Genomic DNA, 16,355 nt, shown 5'->3' with positions numbered 1-16,355 from the left:
GATGAGGAGCGCCGTGCGGCGCCCTCACAACACCTCAACGCTCAAAGCCTGATGTCGTCGCTGCGGTCACGACCTTCGATGGTCTCGGCCGGTATGGTCGGTTCCGAATCGAGAGAAGGTTCCCGCCGCTGTTGTGGCGCAGTCGTGGGCTCGGGGCTCGTTGACGCTGGCGGGGCTGGAGCCTCCGCCTGCGTGCGAATATCGGCTTCTTGGAGGGGAGCGGCCTCTTCTTTTTCCGACGCGGGCTCTTGCGGAGCCGGTTTGGGTGGCGTGACGGAAGCTGGCTCGTCCTCGACCGGGGCCCAGCGCTCCATCCGTTTTGCCCAATAGTTTTCCCAGGCCCTGCCGAGCCGCGTACGGGCCCGCGGGAAGGGCGCGAGCAGGGCGAACAGCAGGCCCAGCACCGCCGGCGAAAAGTCGAGCGCCAGCTGGAGCGCGATATAGCCCATCAGGCTGCCGGCATAGGAGACCACCGACCAGAAGGGCCGCATCGGCACGAAGACCGGCACGTCGCCGGCGGCCTGGGCGGGCGTCTGCACCGGTTCGCGCCGATCGCCATGGAAATAGCGGTCGATAAACGGAATCGTCTCGATGCGGTTCTCCGGCGGAATCCGGAATTCGGTACTGTTCTTCTTCGCCCGGATCTCGTTTTCGGCGCTGCGCATCGATTCCTCCACCGAATCGATCAGCGTGTTGATCTGGGCGAGAATGACGTCCTTCTTGGCGAGCGTGCAGGCCGACCAGCCGGAGAAGAAGGCGTCGGAATTCACCGTGGCCCGGGTTTCGGTGATGAAGGTGCGGACGCTGGGGATGGCCGATGAATTGTCCGTTTCCATGATCTGCTTGCGGATCTGGTCGGCTTGTGCGGCGAGTTCCGGCTGGATGACCTCGATCTTGGCTTCCGGACGGCGGATGCGGGCGCGCAGATCCTCGACCTTGGCCTTGATATCCTGATTGGCGTTCTTGCGGGTGGTGACGATGTCGACGATCGTCTGGGTGCGCGAGGCGGAGTCGGTGTAGAAGGTCCAGAGCGAGCCCTTGCCGGCGCCGCAGCCCTGGCCCGTGCGCTCCTCGTTCAGAGCGGCCGCCTGAAGCTGGTTCGACATATATTGAAGCGCGCCCGCCAGGCGATTGGCCTCGATGGCGCGCTCGCCGTCGACCCGGCGCTCATAGGCGTCGAGCACATCCGCATACCAGAGATTGTGAGCGCGTACCCCTTCGGCGCCGCCGACGCCGATAATGCCGAACACGGTGTGGATGGCGAGCGTCAGCGGCACTAGCACGATCAGGCCGACCGTGAAGCCGAACAGGCGCGAGACCATGTTCGACGCCAGACGGATGCGCAGGAAGACGAAGTTCCATCCCGCCCAGATGATCAGCGCCGCAAGCGCCGACAGGCCCACCGGAATGCCGTATTGCACCAGCGGCGGATCGAGCGGATCGACGATTTCGTGATAGAAGCCGATCGCCGTCGTAGCGAAGGAGCCGATCATCGCAGCGCCCGTGACGAAGGAGGCAATCTGGTACCAGCCATGCGATGGGAGATTGCGGAGTTCGGCCTTGCGGCGCGTTTCCTCCCGACGCGCGGCGAGATACTCCTCGCGCTCATCCGGCGTCATGCCGTCGAGCCGCCGGGATGGACGGAACCACGTCATCGCCACGTAATAGCAGCAGATGAAGATCGACGTGAAGATCAGCCAGACTTGCCATTCCTCGATCGCCTGGGAGTCCTTCTGAAGCGTGCGCCATATCGCGACGGCCAGCGCGAAACCGCCGGCATAGACGGCGATGACGGCGAGCACGGATAGAAAGCGCATCTCGCCGCCGCGCATCCACAGGCCGATCGCCAGTCCCGCCAGGCAGACGACCAGGAAGGCGATTTCGACGCCGCCGAGCGGCGTCGCCAGCGACAGGATCCGCCAACTCAGAAATATGCCCAGTAGAAAGGCCGAGACGGCATAGAGGACGCCGTGCCAGCGGGTGAAGAAGCCGTTGATCACGGCGACCCATCGGTCGATTTGCGTGCCCATTTACTGATGTCCCCAAAAAAGAAAGTGAATCTCTATTTGAAACTCTTTTTGTGGTTTGCAATAGGATTCGTTCAGGCAACGCCTGAGAGACGGGAATCCCGTAAGCTTGGCGCAAGGCAGAATAATCGAAGCGCCACACACGTTTCGGCAAAGCGCCGAACGATCGGCACGGGCGGCTTCATATGGGGAAAGTCATGAGCTATACGGAAACTACCACCACGTCGTGGTTCACACGTCTGAAAAACGGTGTGATCGGCACCCTGATCGGCGTCATCGTCATCCTTGTGTCCATCTATTTCCTGTTCACCAACGAGGGCAGGGCGATCAACACCTATCGCGCGCTGGTCGAAGGCGCCGGGCTGGTGGTGTCCATCGACGCCAACAGCATCGACAGCGCCAATGACGGCAAGCTCATCCATGTTTCAGGGCCAGTGTCGGTGCAATCCACCGTCGAAGACCCCGATTTCGGCATTTCCGCGCCGGGGGCGGTGGGCGTCGCCCGCCAGGTGGAAATGTATCAATGGGTGGAAAAATCCGAGTCAAAGTCGGAAAAGAGTGTCGGCGGCAGCGAGACCACCACCACGACCTATTCCTATGAAAAGGAATGGAAGGGTTCGTCGGTCGATTCCTCCGACTTCAAGGTGTCCGGTCACGAAAACCCGCCCTTCGCCGTGGACGGAGCCCGCTCCGTCGTCGATCAGGCGGGCCTGGGCGCCTTCCGGATCACCGGCGACGAGGCGGCCAATCTCGGCGACAACACGAAGATGGCGCTGACGGCGGAAGACGCCGAGCGCATCGGCGCCAATATCGCCACCAGCCGTCCCGTCAAGCTCAACCAGGGCGGCCTTTATGTCGGCAATTCCGCGACTTCCCCGCAAGTCGGCGACATGCGGGTCACCTTCGAGCGCATCGATCTCAAGGAGGCGAGTTTCGTGGGACGCCAGCAAGGTGACGAGATCCTGCCCTACACCACCTCGAACGGTCGTGAGATCTTCCTGAGCGAGGCCGGCCGCCAGGACGCGGCGGCGATGTTCGATCATGCCCAGACTGAAAACACCATCATCACCTGGATCATCCGGGCTGCCGGCATGATCGGTCTGTTGATCGGATTCAATCTGCTGTTCGGCCTGTTCAGCATCATCGCCGACATCCTGCCGTTCTTGGGGTCTATCGTCGGCTTCGGCACCGGTGTGATCGCGCTCATCCTCACCTTGATCGTCGGTCCCACCGTGATCGCGATCGGCTGGTTCGCCTATCGGCCGCTGCTCGCGCTCGCCATCATCGGCGGCGGCGTTGCGATCGCCTCGGCATCGGCTATCTCCGGCGGAAATCGGCGCCGGCTTCAGAGCCGAATTTCGGCCGCGCCTGACGGAATGAAAGGGAGACGGGATGTTCGTTGCGGGAAAGATCCTTTGGCTCGTCGCCCAACCCCTGTCTCTCGCGTTCCTGTTTAAGCTCCTCGCCATCGCCGCCCTTGCTTTCGGGCGGCGCTGGCTGGCTTTCGCGCTTACCTCGATCGCGGCCGGCATCATGTTCGTCACGCTGTTCACCTCTACCGGCGCCTGGGCGCTCCAGCGTCTGGAAGCCGTCTATCTGCGACCGGACCTGCCCGAGCCGCTCGCCTGCATGATCGTGCTGGGCGGCGCCTTCGACCTGGAAGTGACCGCCGGCCGCGGCGGCATGGAGATGAACCAGTCCGCCGACCGTTTCATCGAAGCGGCCCGCATCGCGCGTCTGCGTCCAGAGGCGAAAATCCTGGTGTCCGGCGGCGACGGGTCCTTTTCTGGCGACTACGCCGGCGACGCCGAGCTCGCGCCGGCCTTTTTCGCGGCCATGGGCGTCGATCCCAGCCGTCTTGTCCGCGAAGACGCATCCCGCAACACCGCCGAGAATGTCGCTTTCACCAAGACGCTGCTCGCGCGCGACGGCCTGTCGTCCTGTCTGTTGATCACGTCCGCCTATCACATGCCGCGCGCGGTTTCGTTTTTCGAGGCGCAGGGCGTGACCGTTACGCCCTGGCCGAGCGATTACCGCTCCAGCGGCCGCGTGGCCCTCGGTCTCGATTTCACCCAGCCGACGCTGAATGCGCAACTGACCGCGACGGCGCTGCGCGAATGGCTCGCCATCATGCGCGCCAAGCTGGGCGGATCAAGCCCGCGGCTACAGCCCTCGTGAGCGGTGATTTATTCGGTCGATAGTGTCACCAGCTTGCGGCCGTCGATGCGGGCCACCATCAGGCACTTTGCGGCGTTGACCTTCTGGCAGCGATTGCCGGCGATGCGGAATTCCAGAATGCGGATGCCGTAGCGATAGCTGACTTCGTAGCCGAAGCCGCGGACCTGGCCGATATAGGCCATCCGTCCATCATCGGTCTGGACATAGATTCGGATCGGGCAACCGAGCGTGTTGCACTCGACGCCGATGCTATTGTCGCAGGCGATCGCCGAGGATTTGACCACGGCGTCTGTCAGTCCATCCTTGTTGACGTCGCCCGTCCAGATCGCCTCGGGCATGAATTTCACGCTTTGGCAGGACACGGCATAATCCTGCCGCTCGCGATCGCGCACGGCGTCCGCTTCATCGGCGACGGCAGTCATCGGGCCGCTCGACAGAGCGGCGACCAGGGCTAAAGGCCGTGCGATGTTGAATAGTCCCGTTCTCGCCATTCTTGAGATCTCCTCGGCTCGGCTGCGCCATCAGACAATATCGGCCTTGCGCGAAGCAATTGACATCGCGCATGAGAAGCGCCTGATGAGACGGGGAGCGCGACGATGTCGATTCTTGAATTTCTCGATTACCTGGCGATTGCGGTGTTTGCCGCCACCGGCGCGCTGTCGGCGAGCCGCAAGCAGCTCGACATCGTCGGGTTCATTTTCCTGGCGGCGCTGACCGGCATCGGCGGCGGCACGTTTCGCGACGTCATCCTCGGTCAGTTGCCGGTGTTCTGGGTGAGAAATCCCAATTACATGCTGGTCTGCCTGGGGTCGGGCATCCTCGTCTATTTCACCGCCCATCTTCTGGAAAGCCGTTACAAGCTGTTGCTCTGGCTCGACGCCATCGGGCTGTCGGCCTATGCGGCGCTCGGCGCGGCCAAAGGGTTGGCGGCCACCGGCTCGCCCGTCGTGGCCATCGTCACGGGCATGTTGACCTCGGCGTTCGGCGGCGTGCTCCGCGATATCGTCGCCGGCGAGCCCTCCGTACTGTTGCGCCCGGAAATCTACATTTCGGCGGCCTTGGCGGGCGCGGCGGTGTTTACCGGAGCTTCGGCGCTGGGGATGAGTCAACTCAGCTGTTTTGCCGCGGCGATGGCCACATGCCTGGTCATTCGCGGCGGCGCATTGATTTTCGGCTGGACCTTCCCGGTATACAGAGCGCGGCCAGGCAGAAACCCAAACGATATCCTGTAGAAACGACGAAGCCGCCGGAAACGGCGGCTTTGGTATCCGAGATATTCCGACTGTCAGGCTCTCGTCTTCTCGCGAAGGCGAATCACAACGTCCACATGCGCGATTTCCATTCCCTCCGGCGGGGCCGGCAGATTGTTGATGGAAATGTTGTTCTGCGGAATGTCGAGCACCTCGTTGCGCCCTTCCACGAAGAAGTGATGGTGGTCGGAGACATTGGTGTCGAAATAGGTGCGGCTGCCTTCCACGGCGAGCACGCGGATCATGCGCGCTTCGGTGAACTGGTGCAGCGTGTTGTAGACGGTGGCCAGAGACACGTCGATGCCGGCGTCCTGGGCTTCGGCATGCAATTCCTCGACGGTCAGGTGGCGGTCGCCCTTGGCGTAGAGCAGCGAGGCGGCGAGCGCGACGCGTTGCCGCGTCGGCCGAAGCCCCGCCTCCCGCAATTTCGCTTCCGTCATCGTCTTAGCTTCCATGACCATCAATGCCTGCTCCGCGAGCCGCCTATATTTAGACTATTTTGGTCAACGATATAGCCTCTCGCTGCGCTGCTTTCAACAGGATTCGGGCCTCAAGCCCCTGCCGCGCTCGGGAAAGCCGTGTTTTGGGTTGGCTTTTTATCCTCTCTTCCTATATTGGCGGCAGCAAGATCCGCCCGGGCGTTCGTCGCCCCGGCGACCAAGACATGGAAATACACAAGGGGGATTGCCGTTAATGGCCGTTCAGAAGTCCAGCTACACCTATGAGGAAATTCTCACCTGCTCGCATGGCGAGATGTTCGGGCCCGGCAATGCGCAGCTGCCCTTGCCCCCGATGCTGATGTTTCATCGCATCACCGAGATTTCCGAAACCGGTGGACCCAACGACAAGGGCTTCATTCGCGCCGAATTCGACATCACGCCGGATCTCTGGTTCTTCCCCTGCCATTTCGAGGGCGATCCCGTCATGCCGGGTTGCCTGGGTCTCGACGCCATGTGGCAGCTGACCGGCTTTTATCTCGGCTGGCTCGGCGAGCCCGGCAAGGGCCGCGCCATTTCCACCGGCGAAGTGAAGTTCACCGGCATGGTGACGCCTAAGACCAAGCTGGTGGAATACGGCATCGACTTCAAGCGCGTCATGCGCGGCCGTCTCGTGCTCGGCATCGCCGACGGCTGGATGAAGGCCGATGGCGAAGTGATCTACAAGGCGAGCGACCTGCGCGTGGGTCTCTTCCAGGAAAAAGCGGCCTGAGCGAATTCCTCGCTCCGGCTCCATGACCAATAGATGAAGGTTTGAAATCATGAGACGTGTCGTCGTCACAGGTCTGGGAATCGTGTCGTCCATCGGCAGCAACGCCGCTGAGGTCACCGACTCCTGCGCAACGCCAAGTCCGGCATCACTCATGCGCCCGACTTCGCCGAACATGGTTTCAAGTGCCAGGTCTGGGGCGCACCCAAGATCGACCTGACCGGCATGGTCGACCGCCGCGCCACCCGCTTCCTGTCGACCGGCGGCCAGTGGAACCATGTCGCCATGCTGCAGGCCATCGCCGATTCCGGCCTGGAAGAAGGCGACATCGGCAATAACGAGCGCACGGGCATCATCATGGGCTCCGGCGGCCCTTCGACCAAGCAGATCGTCGAGGCCGCCGACATCACCCGCAACAACAACAGTCCCAAGCGCGTCGGCCCCTTCGCGGTGCCCAAGGCTATGTCGTCCACGGCGTCGGCCACGCTGGCGACCTGGTTCAAGATTCACGGCGTCAACTATTCGATTTCCTCGGCTTGCTCGACGTCTGCGCATTGCATCGGCAACGCCGCCGAAATGATCCAGTGGGGCAAGCAGGACGTGATGTTCGCCGGCGGCCACGAAGATCTCGACTGGTCGATGTCCAACCTGTTCGACGCCATGGGCGCGATGTCGTCCAAATTCAACGAGACGCCGGATGTGGCCTCGCGCGCTTACGACGCCAATCGCGACGGCTTCGTCATCGCCGGCGGCGCGGGCGTGCTGATCCTCGAAGAGCTGGAGCACGCCAAGGCGCGCGGCGCGAAGATCTATTGCGAACTGACCGGCTATGGCGCGACTTCGGACGGTTACGACATGGTGGCTCCGTCGGGCGAGGGCGCGATCCGCTGCATGCGCCAGGCGCTGTCGACCGTGAAGAACAAGGTCGATTACATCAACACCCATGGCACCTCGACGCCGGTGGGCGACAGCAAGGAAATCGGCGCGATCCGCGAAGTGTTCGGCGCCGACGCCCCGCATATCCAGTCCACCAAGTCGCTGACCGGCCATTCTCTCGGCGCCGCCGGCGTGCAGGAAGCCATCTATTCGATCCTGATGATGCAGAACCGCTTCATCGGCGAAAGCGCTCATATCGAGACGCTGGATCCGGAGTTCGAAGGCATGCCGATCGTGCGCAGCCGCATCGACGACGCCAAGATCGATACGGCGCTGTCGAACTCCTTCGGCTTCGGCGGCACCAACGCCACGCTCGTTTTCGAACGCTTCGACGGATGAGTGCGATGACGGGGATCATGCAGGGCAAGCGCGGCCTCATCATGGGGGTCGCCAACAATCACTCCATCGCCTGGGGCATTTCCAAGGCGCTGGCAGCCCAGGGCGCCGAACTGGCCTTCACCTTCCAGGGCGAGGCGTTGGGCAAGCGCGTCCGTCCGCTTGCGGCGGAGATCGGTTCCGATTTCCTGCTCGAATGCGATGTCGAGAATGTCGCCTCGGTGGATGCCGTGTTCGACGCGCTGGCCGAGCGCTGGGGCAAGCTGGATTTCATCGTCCACGCCATCGGCTTTTCCGACAAGTCGGAGCTCAAGGGTCTCTACGCCAACACCACGCGCGAGAATTTCGTGCGCACCATGGTCATCTCCTGCTTCTCCTTCACGGAGATCGCTCGCCGGGCGGCCGAGATGATGAATGACGGCGGCTCGATGCTGACGCTGACTTATGGCGGCTCCACCCGCGTCATGCCCAATTACAATGTGATGGGCGTCGCCAAGGCAGGGCTGGAAGCGTCCGTTCGCTATCTCGCCAATGATTATGGTCCGCGCGGCATTCGCGTGAACGCTATTTCGGCAGGTCCCGTGCGCACGCTGGCCGGCGCCGGCATTTCCGACTCCCGCGCCATGTATAGCTGGCAGCAGAAGCATTCGCCGCTGCGCCGCACCGTCACGATCGACGAGATCGGCGGTTCTGCGCTGTATCTTCTTTCGGACCTGTCGACGGGTGTGACCGGTGAGATCCACTATGTGGATTCCGGCTACAACATCACCTCGATGCCGGTGCTGGAACAGTTGCGAAGCGCCGATCAGGAATCCTGATCCGCAGGCGGGTCTCGAGAGTCTGCAGGGTTCAAAGAAACCCGGCCCGCCGGGAGGCGCGAGCCGGGTTCTTTATGGACGCGTGGGCGGTCCGCCGCCTTCGGACCATTCCTGTCGCAGTCCGGAGGAGTGGATGCGACGATGGGAAGGCGCCCACGACGCCAACGGGATGACAGTTATCGAGCTAACGGCGCTCCATCCCGATATATCCGCACCGGATGGCGATACTGACGGCCTGCAGGCCGTTCTTGGCGCCGAGCTTGAATTGAGCCGACTGCATCGCAGCCTTTACTCGCTCGAACTCCAGACCGATCTCTTCGGCGATGCGGTTGGTATTGTAGCCATTCGCGGCAAGACGCAGAATATTCAGTTCGGCGTCACTCAGATCAGGCGTGCTGCGCATCGACAATGCGCGGTTTTGATTGTTCATAACTCTACCATCTACTTGGTCTGTTTTAATTCCTCCCCAATGCGGCGCTGGACGAGCTGGGCTCGGCAGCTGGAAACGTTCGTCTTGTCGGTGGAGTGTAAGCGTCCCGTTTCGATACGGGCTGTCCTAATTCAAGACGCGGCGGAATTCATTGACTGCGCGCGCCATTATTTTGAGCTTTTGCCGACGGATTAGGCTCTTCGGGTCTAACCTCAGGCGTTGCCGGCCTGGTGTTTCCGGTAGTCTCGAGGCGTCTGTCCGAACCAGCGAACCGTCGACCGCGAAAAGGCGCTCGGCGCGGAGTAGCCGAGACGATGCGCGATTTCCCCGGCGCTCAGCTCGGTATGCGACAGGAGCCGCTCCGCCAATTCCCTGCGCACTTCGTCGCGGAGATCATGGATGCTGGTGCCCGCTTCCGCCAGTCGGCGTTGCAGCGTTCGCTCGGAGACGCGGAAATAACCGGCGGCTTCGGCAAGGCCGATCGCATTGTCCGTGACCCGCGACAGGATGAATTCCTTGAGCTCGTCACGAAAGCTCAATGTGTCGCTGCGCTCCGGACGAAGGCTGCGGCACTGCAGATCCATCAACCTGAAAAGCTTCTCGTCGCCGTAAGGATTACGGAAATCAAACAGCTCGGCCGGAAGACGCAGCCAGTTCATTCTCTGTCCAAACACCACTTTCCGGGACATTTTTTCCCGATAAAGCGACGGATCGGAAGGTTTATTTCGCTCCAGCCCGACTTCGACCAAATCCGTTTGCGGTCCGAGAAAAGTGCGCAGCCGTTGCAGCACCAGCGCCAGGCCCAAATCGACATACTGATCGCGCTTCACGATCAGCGGCGAGAATGTATAAGTGAGCTCCGCGCAGGTGCGGTCGACGACGAAACGACAATAGGATGTGTCGGCGATGAACTGCTGATGCGCGCCCATGAAGCGAAAGAAATCCAGCGCCGTCGGCGCCATCATCAGGCCGTAACCATATGGACCGGTCGAGCCCGGCACAAACTTGTCAGTGGCCTTGAGCCCGAACGCCTCATCGTGAGCGAGAAGCGCGCAGGTTTCCAGAAGGCGGCACATTCGGTCGATGCTGACGCGGCCGGTCAGATCGGTGAACGAGTTGGGATCGAGTTCGAGCGCTTTGCAGATCGGCACGATGTCGATGCCATACTCGGCCGCCGTTGCCCCGATCGACGATGCGAGGCCGGACGGCGCTGAATATTTATCCACTTCGGTGCGAGATCCCCGATACATGGCGCGTTCTGCTAATTTATTGGCGTAAGATGAGAATATCCTAAGTTACTGATCCTGTCCATGTGTGATTTTTCGAGGACGCGCAAAACAAATATATAAATCAATTAGATGTATTTATTTACCAACGAAAACGGGCGCTGCCGATTCAGCGCCCGCCAGGGTTTCTCTCAGATAGGCGAGGAGAGGCCTGTGGACAGACCCCGCCCGCCGCGCCTAACGACGCGCTTTCAGAACCTTGTATCGGGCGTTGCGCGCCACTTCTTCCGAGCTCTTGAAGAGTTCGGCGAGTAGTGATTCGTAGGGCAGGCCGCGATTTGCGACGAGCAGCAACTCGCCGCCCCCTTCAGCGCCTTGGCGGCGGTCTTGATGAAGGTCTGGCCCAGACCAGGTTCGGTCGCATGCCCTTCGTGGAAGGGCGGGTTCATGATGATGAGATCGTAGTGATGCTTGACCTCTTCCCGCGCTAGGTCGTGCCAGAAGAAACGCACATTGGAAGCGGAACCGACGGCGGTCAGGTTGCGCCGGGCGGCCGCCAGCGATGCGAAGTCCGCCTCATAGAGATCGACCCGCTCGACGCCGGGCGATTTCTGCAGCAGCGCATCCGACAGATAGCCCCAGCCGGCGCCGAAATCGGCGACCGCCTTGCGATAGCCTTCCGGCAGGTAGCGGGCCAGGAAGCGCGATCCGGCGTCGACTTCCGCATGCGAGAACATGCCGGGCGCGGTCACGAATTTGCCCTCGACCACCACGTCCGGCGTCGACAAGGCTGCGGCCAGCGGCGCTATGTCGTCGGGCCGCGTGAACCAGAAAGCCTGGGCGTGATGCTTGGCCAGATGTTCGGTCTCGACGCCGAGCCCATTCAGCCGCTTGCGCAGCGATTGCGAGCCGTCTTCCTTGGCCCCGGCGAGCACGATGCGCGCACCGGGATTGGATCGACGGAGCGCATCCACGACAGAGTTCTCGTTGGCTCCGCGATGCCGGCTCATCAGGATCAGGACGTAGTCGTAGCCATCGCCCTCGACTTCCGCCTGAACATTGACGCCTCGACGCTTCAGCGCCTCGTACAGCGGCTTGAAGGGCTGGACGGCGAGGATATCGGGGCAGAAGCCCTCGGGCAGGTCGTAGCCGGTCTCGGCGCCGAGGAAGAGCGTGCGTTCGCCATCGATCGGCGGCGTCAACATGTCGATCACGAAGGGGTGGAAAAGGGTTTTGACGGCGTCTCTTGTCATGTGGGTGTCTGGCCTCCGGGGCTTCACGCTCGCGCCTGCGCGCAGGTTCGCCGCGATGATAGATAGCAAAAGGGCGCGAGACGAAGCCCGCGCCCAAAGTCATGAGGGACAGAGACGCTTATTCGGCGTCTTCGCCGTCCTTCTTCTTCTCGGCGGCGACTTCCTTGCCGGTCGTCTGGTCGACGACCTTCATGGACAGGCGCACTTTGCCGCGCTCGTCGAAGCCGAGCAGCTTGACCCAGACCTTCTGACCTTCCTTGACCACGTCGCCGGTCTTGGCGACGCGTTCGGAGGCGAGCTGCGAAATGTGGACGAGACCGTCGCGCGGACCGAAGAAGTTCACGAAGGCGCCGAAATCGGCGATCTTGACGACCGTGCCTTCATAGATCTGACCCACTTCCGGTTCGGCGACGATCGAATGGATCCACTTGCGGGCCGCTTCGATTTCCTTACCCGAAGCGGAGGCGATCTTGATCGTGCCGTCGTCTTCGATATTGATCTTCGCGCCGGTCTTTTCGACGATCTCGCGGATCACCTTGCCGCCCGTGCCGATGACTTCGCGGATCTTGTCGACCGGGATGCTCATCGTTTCGATGCGTGGAGCAAATTCGCCGAGCTGGCCGCGGCTCTCGGAAATGGCGTTGGCCATCTCGCCGAGAATATGCTTGCGGCCGCCCTGAGCCTGGCCGAGAGCGACCTTCATGATCTCCTCGGTGATGCCGGCGATCTTAATGTCCATCTGCAGCGAGGTGATGCCGTCGGCGGTGCCGGCGACCTTGAAGTCCATGTCGCCGAGGTGGTCTTCGTCGCCGAGGATGTCGGAGAGAACCGCAAAGCGGTCGCCTTCGAGGATGAGGCCCATGGCGATGCCGGCGACCGGCTTCGCCAAGGGAACGCCGGCGTCCATCAGCGCGAGCGAGGTGCCGCATACCGTGGCCATCGAGGACGAGCCGTTCGACTCGGTGATTTCGGAGACCACGCGCAGCGTGTAGGGGAACTGCTCAGCCGTCGGCAGCATCGGGCGAATGGCGCGCCAGGCGAGCTTGCCATGGCCGATTTCGCGGCGGCCGGGCGAACCCATGCGGCCGGTTTCGCCAACCGAGTAGGGAGGGAAGTTGTAGTGCAGCAGGAAGCGTTCCTTGTACATGCCGGTCAGGGAATCGACATACTGCTCGTCTTCGCCTGTGCCGAGCGTGGCGACGACGATCGCCTGCGTTTCACCGCGGGTGAACAGCGCCGAACCATGGGTGCGCGGCAAAATGCCGACTTCAGACACGATCGGACGAACGGTTTCCAGGTCGCGGCCGTCGATGCGGCTCTTGGTGTCGAGGATGTTCCAGCGGACGATCTTGGCCTGCAGCTCCTTGAACACGGAGCCGATGACGTCGGACGTGTAGGTGCTGGCGCCTTCGGCGTCGACGAAATGCGCCTTGACCTTGGCCTTGACGGCGTCGACGGCGCTGTAGCGAACGGCCTTTTCGGTGTTCTTGTAGGCGGCGCGCAGTTCGTCTTCCACCAGCTTGAGCATTTCGGCTTCGAGAGCGGAATGATCCGGAGCGGTAAAATCACGCGGCTCCTTGGCGGCGGCTTCCGCAAGCGAGATGATCGCGTCGATCACCGGCTGGAAACCGCGATGGCCGAACATGACCGCGCCGAGCATGATCTCTTCGTTGAGTTCCTTGGCTTCCGATTCCACCATCAGCACGGCGTCGGACGTGCCGGCGACCACGAGGTCGAGCGCGCTTTCGTCCATCTCGTCGAGATGCGGGTTCAGAACATATTCGCCGTTGATGTAGCCGACGCGGGCGCCGCCGACCGGACCCATGAAGGGAACGCCCGACAGCGTCAGGGCCGCCGAGGTCGCGACCATAGCGAGCACATCCGGATTGTTTTCGAGGTCATGCTGCATCACCGTGACGACGACCTGGGTGTCGTTCTTGTAGCCCTCGGCGAACAGCGGACGGATCGGACGATCGATCAAGCGGGAAACGAGCGTTTCGTTTTCGCTCGGACGTCCCTCGCGCTTGAAGTAACCGCCCGGGATCTTGCCGGCGGCATAGGTCTTTTCCTGATAGTTCACGGTCAGCGGGAAGAAGTCCTGGCCGGGCTTCGGTTCCTTGGCGGACACGACGGTGGCGAGAACGACGGTTTCGCCATAGGTGGCGAGCACGGCGCCGTCAGCCTGGCGAGCGATCTTGCCCGTTTCCAGGATCAGCGGGCGGCCTGCCCATTCGATTTCGACCTTGTGGGTTTCGAACATAGTTGGTCCTTCGTGTGTGCGGCCTTTCGCGGCTTGCGCGGCGGGACGCCAGTAGTGCACATCACGGGCAAGACAGCGGCGGGTTTCCCGATGGAGCGAAACCGACTGCAATCCTGCCCCATGATGGGCGGTGAGTGTGCCGGGCGACAGCCTATCTGCGCCCGGTGGCTCCGGCTTCTGGCCGGAAAAGCAGACGGCGGAAGGCTTGCGCCTCCCGCCGGTAGTCTTAGCGGCGAATGCCGAGGGCCGAAATCAGCTTCTGATAACGGGCCGCGTCCTTCTTCTTGAGGTAGTCGAGAAGCGAACGGCGGCTGGAAACCAGGGTCAGAAGGCCACGACGAGAGTGGTTGTCCTTCTTGTGGCCCTTGAAGTGTTCGGTCAGGTTGTTGATGCGCTCGGTGAGGATCGCGACCTGGACTTCCGGAGAGCCGGTGTCGCCTTCCTTGGTGGCGTATTCCTTGATGAGGGCGGCCTTGCGCTCAGCAGTGATCGACATCGGTAAATCCTTTCATTTTTTGGATTTGAAAGACGCCCAAAGCCGGGATGTCGTCCAGCATTGGCCAGTGAACAGGAGCGGGAGTTCCCCAAACCTGCGCGGCGTATAAACGAAAACGTCACAAAAGGAAGAGCCGCTCGCGCGGCCCCTCGATCTGCATCTGTTCTCAGCCGAACACGCGCTTGGGCCTGAACTCGCCTTCTTCGATCGCCCCGATGGCCAGCAATTCGCCCTTGATCGTGGCGTAGGCCTCGGGGGCGGGGAGCGGCGCATCGCGCCCGCGCAGAATGATGGGGTTGCCGGACTTGATGCGCCGCGCCTGATCCTCGTTGACGGGAAGGTGGGGAAGGGCGGCAAGCGCCTCGGCCGTGTCGATGAGATAGGCGTCGAGAGCCGCGAGCCGTTCGTCCATATCCTCGATTTCCTCGAGCGCGACGAGGTCGGCCAACGGCGTCATCTTGTCTTCGTCGAAAGGGGCGACATAGGTGCGACGCAATTCCGAAATATGGCCGTAGCAGCCGAGGTCGCGGCCGAGATCGCGGGCGAGGGACCGCACATAGGTGCCCTTGCCGCATTCGACTTCGAAATAGGCGCGATCCGTCTCGGCCTTCAACAAAGTGAGGCGGTGGATCTCGACCTCCCGGGCCGGAATATCCACGATTTCGCCGTCGCGGGCCAGATCATAGGCCCGCTCCCCGGCAATCTTGATGGCCGAGAATTGCGGCGGGATCTGCTCGATGACGCCGGTGTAATGCGCAAGACGCTCCCGTATGTCGGATTCGCCGGGGCGGTTGTCGGAGGTCTTCGAAACCTCTCCTTCGAGATCGTCGGTCGTTCGCTCCTCACCCCAGGCGACGGTGAACTCATAAATCTTGCGGCCATCCATCACGTAAGGCACGGTCTTCGTGGCGTCGCCGAGAGCGATGGGCAGCATGCCCGACGCCAGCGGATCGAGCGTGCCGGCATGCCCCGCCTTCTGGGCTTTGAACAACCACTTGATCTTGGAGACCGCTTCGGTCGAGCCGAAATCCACCGGCTTGTCGAGAATGAGCCAGCCGGAAATCGGCCGACCTTTGGGCTTTCTGGGCTTGGACATGGAAGGCTTACTCGTCTGCGTCGGCGTCGTCACGATCGAGATCGCGGGCGACCTCGGGCGATTTCAGCAGTTCGTCGATCTTGCGGAAGTTCTCGAAACTGGTGTCGTCGCGGAAACGGACTTCCGGCATATATTTCATCTGGCGGAGCGCTGGCGACAGTTTGCCGCGAATGAAGCGAGCGTTGCGATTGAGTGCGGCGACGACGGCGTCGTGGCTCGCGGCGCCGAGCGGCGCGACATAGGCCGTGGCGATCTTGAGATCCGGCGACATGCGGACTTCGGTGATCGAGACGACCGCGCCGTCGATCACGGGATCCAGAACATCTCCGCGCTGGAGAATCTGCGTCAGAGCGGAACGGACTTGTTCGCCCACTCGCAACATTCTTTGCGAGGGAGCCGAGGTGGTGGCTTTGGTCATGGTGTTTCCGGCTAGCGGGCGATCTTGGTCGCCACTTCTTACAAGCTGGGTCCAATGAACCTTTTATCGCTGAACGTCAAGGCAGGCAGTCTGTTTAGGTTGGGCGGCGGGCGCTGCCTGGCGCTTATTCGGCCGGCGCAAGATCGAAAGCGGGCTCCAGGCGCTGGTCCGACGCCTTTCGGGCGGCCCGGTGCAGCTTGGAAAATGTCAGCAGGGCGTCGCTATAGGCGGCCTTGTCGGAAAAGGCTCGTTCCGGGAAGTAGGCGGTGAAGCCGTCACCGACCAGTTCGATCCGTTTCTTGCCGACATTGATCTCGCGGATCGAGGTCCAGGGCATCCATATAGTGGTTTCGCCGGACGACGTCTCGACGCCGGTCTCGTAGACGTCGATATCGATGAAGGCGCCCGGGGGCGATCTCCGAAGC

The 16,355-nt window shown here is 62.0% G+C and carries 15 protein-coding genes and 2 pseudogenes; 6 read left to right on the top strand and 11 right to left on the bottom strand.

Annotated elements, in window-relative coordinates:
- Window positions 1-41 precede the first annotated feature (41 nt).
- Window positions 42-2,030, bottom strand: a complete 1,989-nt coding sequence (locus H2O14_RS09590) for a hypothetical protein (RefSeq protein ID WP_182827468.1) — start codon at window positions 2,028-2,030, stop codon at window positions 42-44.
- A gap of 194 nt (window positions 2,031-2,224) precedes the next feature.
- On the opposite strand from H2O14_RS09590, the gene H2O14_RS09585 reads away from it, so the two are divergent.
- Both H2O14_RS09585 and H2O14_RS09580 read left to right on the top strand, forming a co-directional pair.
- Window positions 2,225-3,484, top strand: coding sequence for a TMEM43 family protein (locus H2O14_RS09585; RefSeq protein WP_182827467.1), 1,260 nt, complete (start codon window positions 2,225-2,227; stop codon window positions 3,482-3,484).
- A complete protein-coding gene (locus H2O14_RS09580) occupies window positions 3,420-4,205 on the top strand; it encodes a YdcF family protein (protein ID WP_182827466.1) in 786 nt (261 codons plus the stop codon). Before H2O14_RS09585 ends, H2O14_RS09580 begins: the two co-directional genes overlap by 65 nt.
- An 8-nt stretch (window positions 4,206-4,213) precedes the next feature.
- On the opposite strand, the gene H2O14_RS09575 is transcribed toward H2O14_RS09580, so the two are convergent.
- Entirely contained in the window at window positions 4,214-4,696 is a 483-nt protein-coding gene (locus H2O14_RS09575; RefSeq protein WP_182827465.1) for a hypothetical protein, read from the bottom strand.
- Between the two features lie 105 nt (window positions 4,697-4,801).
- Between H2O14_RS09575 and H2O14_RS09570 the strand changes: the two genes are divergently transcribed.
- Window positions 4,802-5,437, top strand: coding sequence for a trimeric intracellular cation channel family protein (locus tag H2O14_RS09570; RefSeq protein ID WP_182827464.1), 636 nt, complete (start codon window positions 4,802-4,804; stop codon window positions 5,435-5,437).
- Between the two features lie 53 nt (window positions 5,438-5,490).
- On the opposite strand, the gene irrA is transcribed toward H2O14_RS09570, so the two are convergent.
- A complete protein-coding gene (gene irrA / locus H2O14_RS09565) occupies window positions 5,491-5,916 on the bottom strand; it encodes an iron response transcriptional regulator IrrA (RefSeq protein ID WP_182827463.1) in 426 nt (141 codons plus the stop codon).
- Window positions 5,917-6,148: 232 nt separating this feature from the next.
- Here irrA and fabA point away from each other — a divergent pair, with 232 nt between their 5' ends.
- From fabA to fabI, 3 genes and pseudogenes are all read left to right on the top strand, one after another.
- Window positions 6,149-6,664, top strand: a complete 516-nt coding sequence (fabA, locus tag H2O14_RS09560) for a 3-hydroxyacyl-[acyl-carrier-protein] dehydratase FabA (RefSeq protein ID WP_182827462.1) — start codon at window positions 6,149-6,151, stop codon at window positions 6,662-6,664.
- Window positions 6,665-6,713: 49 nt separating this feature from the next.
- A pseudogene (fabB, locus tag H2O14_RS09555) lies at window positions 6,714-7,936 on the top strand (beta-ketoacyl-ACP synthase I).
- Between the two features lie 5 nt (window positions 7,937-7,941).
- Entirely contained in the window at window positions 7,942-8,751 is an 810-nt protein-coding gene (gene fabI / locus H2O14_RS09550; RefSeq protein WP_182827461.1) for an enoyl-ACP reductase FabI, read from the top strand.
- Window positions 8,752-8,935: 184 nt separating this feature from the next.
- Here the strand turns inward: fabI and H2O14_RS09545 are convergent, their stop codons facing one another.
- The 8 genes and pseudogenes from H2O14_RS09545 to H2O14_RS09510 all read right to left on the bottom strand — a co-directional run bounded on the left by H2O14_RS09545 (window position 8,936) and on the right by H2O14_RS09510 (window position 16,267).
- Window positions 8,936-9,181 (bottom strand): LuxR C-terminal-related transcriptional regulator, encoded by a 246-nt coding sequence (locus tag H2O14_RS09545; protein ID WP_182827460.1) that lies wholly within the window; start codon window positions 9,179-9,181, stop codon window positions 8,936-8,938.
- A 212-nt stretch (window positions 9,182-9,393) separates the two neighbouring features.
- Complete coding sequence (locus H2O14_RS09540; RefSeq protein ID WP_312858584.1) at window positions 9,394-10,407, bottom strand: helix-turn-helix domain-containing protein; 1,014 nt, start codon at window positions 10,405-10,407, stop codon at window positions 9,394-9,396.
- Between the two features lie 237 nt (window positions 10,408-10,644).
- Window positions 10,645-11,660 (bottom strand): annotated as a pseudogene (locus H2O14_RS09535) (class I SAM-dependent methyltransferase).
- Window positions 11,661-11,778: 118 nt separating this feature from the next.
- Window positions 11,779-13,920, bottom strand: a complete 2,142-nt coding sequence (gene pnp, locus H2O14_RS09530; protein WP_182827458.1) for a polyribonucleotide nucleotidyltransferase — start codon at window positions 13,918-13,920, stop codon at window positions 11,779-11,781.
- A 226-nt stretch (window positions 13,921-14,146) separates the two neighbouring features.
- Complete coding sequence (rpsO, locus tag H2O14_RS09525) at window positions 14,147-14,416, bottom strand: 30S ribosomal protein S15 (RefSeq protein ID WP_137156911.1); 270 nt, start codon at window positions 14,414-14,416, stop codon at window positions 14,147-14,149.
- 166 nt (window positions 14,417-14,582) lie between these two features.
- Window positions 14,583-15,512, bottom strand: coding sequence for a tRNA pseudouridine(55) synthase TruB (gene truB / locus H2O14_RS09520; protein WP_182827457.1), 930 nt, complete (start codon window positions 15,510-15,512; stop codon window positions 14,583-14,585).
- Between the two features lie 7 nt (window positions 15,513-15,519).
- A complete protein-coding gene (gene rbfA / locus H2O14_RS09515; RefSeq protein ID WP_182827456.1) occupies window positions 15,520-15,930 on the bottom strand; it encodes a 30S ribosome-binding factor RbfA in 411 nt (136 codons plus the stop codon).
- Between the two features lie 124 nt (window positions 15,931-16,054).
- Window positions 16,055-16,267 (bottom strand): hypothetical protein, encoded by a 213-nt coding sequence (locus tag H2O14_RS09510; RefSeq protein ID WP_182827455.1) that lies wholly within the window; start codon window positions 16,265-16,267, stop codon window positions 16,055-16,057.
- Window positions 16,268-16,355 lie beyond the last annotated feature (88 nt).

This window comes from Rhizobium sp. G21 (assembly GCF_014158035.1).
Lineage (GTDB): Bacteria > Pseudomonadota > Alphaproteobacteria > Rhizobiales > Rhizobiaceae > Rhizobium_E.
This window is presented reverse-complemented; position numbering and strand designations above follow the sequence as displayed.

Coding starts and splice junctions, on each gene's coding strand:
- H2O14_RS09510 (WP_182827455.1), bottom strand. CDS start 16,267: ATGCCCTGGACCTCGATCCGCGAGATCAATGTCGGCAAGAAACGGATC.
- rbfA (WP_182827456.1), bottom strand. CDS start 15,930: ATGACCAAAGCCACCACCTCGGCTCCCTCGCAAAGAATGTTGCGAGTG.
- fabI (WP_182827461.1), top strand. CDS start 7,942: ATGACGGGGATCATGCAGGGCAAGCGCGGCCTCATCATGGGGGTCGCC.
- H2O14_RS09590 (WP_182827468.1), bottom strand. CDS start 2,030: ATGGGCACGCAAATCGACCGATGGGTCGCCGTGATCAACGGCTTCTTC.
- irrA (WP_182827463.1), bottom strand. CDS start 5,916: ATGGTCATGGAAGCTAAGACGATGACGGAAGCGAAATTGCGGGAGGCG.
- H2O14_RS09545 (WP_182827460.1), bottom strand. CDS start 9,181: ATGAACAATCAAAACCGCGCATTGTCGATGCGCAGCACGCCTGATCTG.
- rpsO (WP_137156911.1), bottom strand. CDS start 14,416: ATGTCGATCACTGCTGAGCGCAAGGCCGCCCTCATCAAGGAATACGCC.
- fabA (WP_182827462.1), top strand. CDS start 6,149: ATGGCCGTTCAGAAGTCCAGCTACACCTATGAGGAAATTCTCACCTGC.
- pnp (WP_182827458.1), bottom strand. CDS start 13,920: ATGTTCGAAACCCACAAGGTCGAAATCGAATGGGCAGGCCGCCCGCTG.
- H2O14_RS09585 (WP_182827467.1), top strand. CDS start 2,225: ATGAGCTATACGGAAACTACCACCACGTCGTGGTTCACACGTCTGAAA.
- truB (WP_182827457.1), bottom strand. CDS start 15,512: ATGTCCAAGCCCAGAAAGCCCAAAGGTCGGCCGATTTCCGGCTGGCTC.
- H2O14_RS09575 (WP_182827465.1), bottom strand. CDS start 4,696: ATGGCGAGAACGGGACTATTCAACATCGCACGGCCTTTAGCCCTGGTC.
- H2O14_RS09570 (WP_182827464.1), top strand. CDS start 4,802: ATGTCGATTCTTGAATTTCTCGATTACCTGGCGATTGCGGTGTTTGCC.
- H2O14_RS09580 (WP_182827466.1), top strand. CDS start 3,420: ATGTTCGTTGCGGGAAAGATCCTTTGGCTCGTCGCCCAACCCCTGTCT.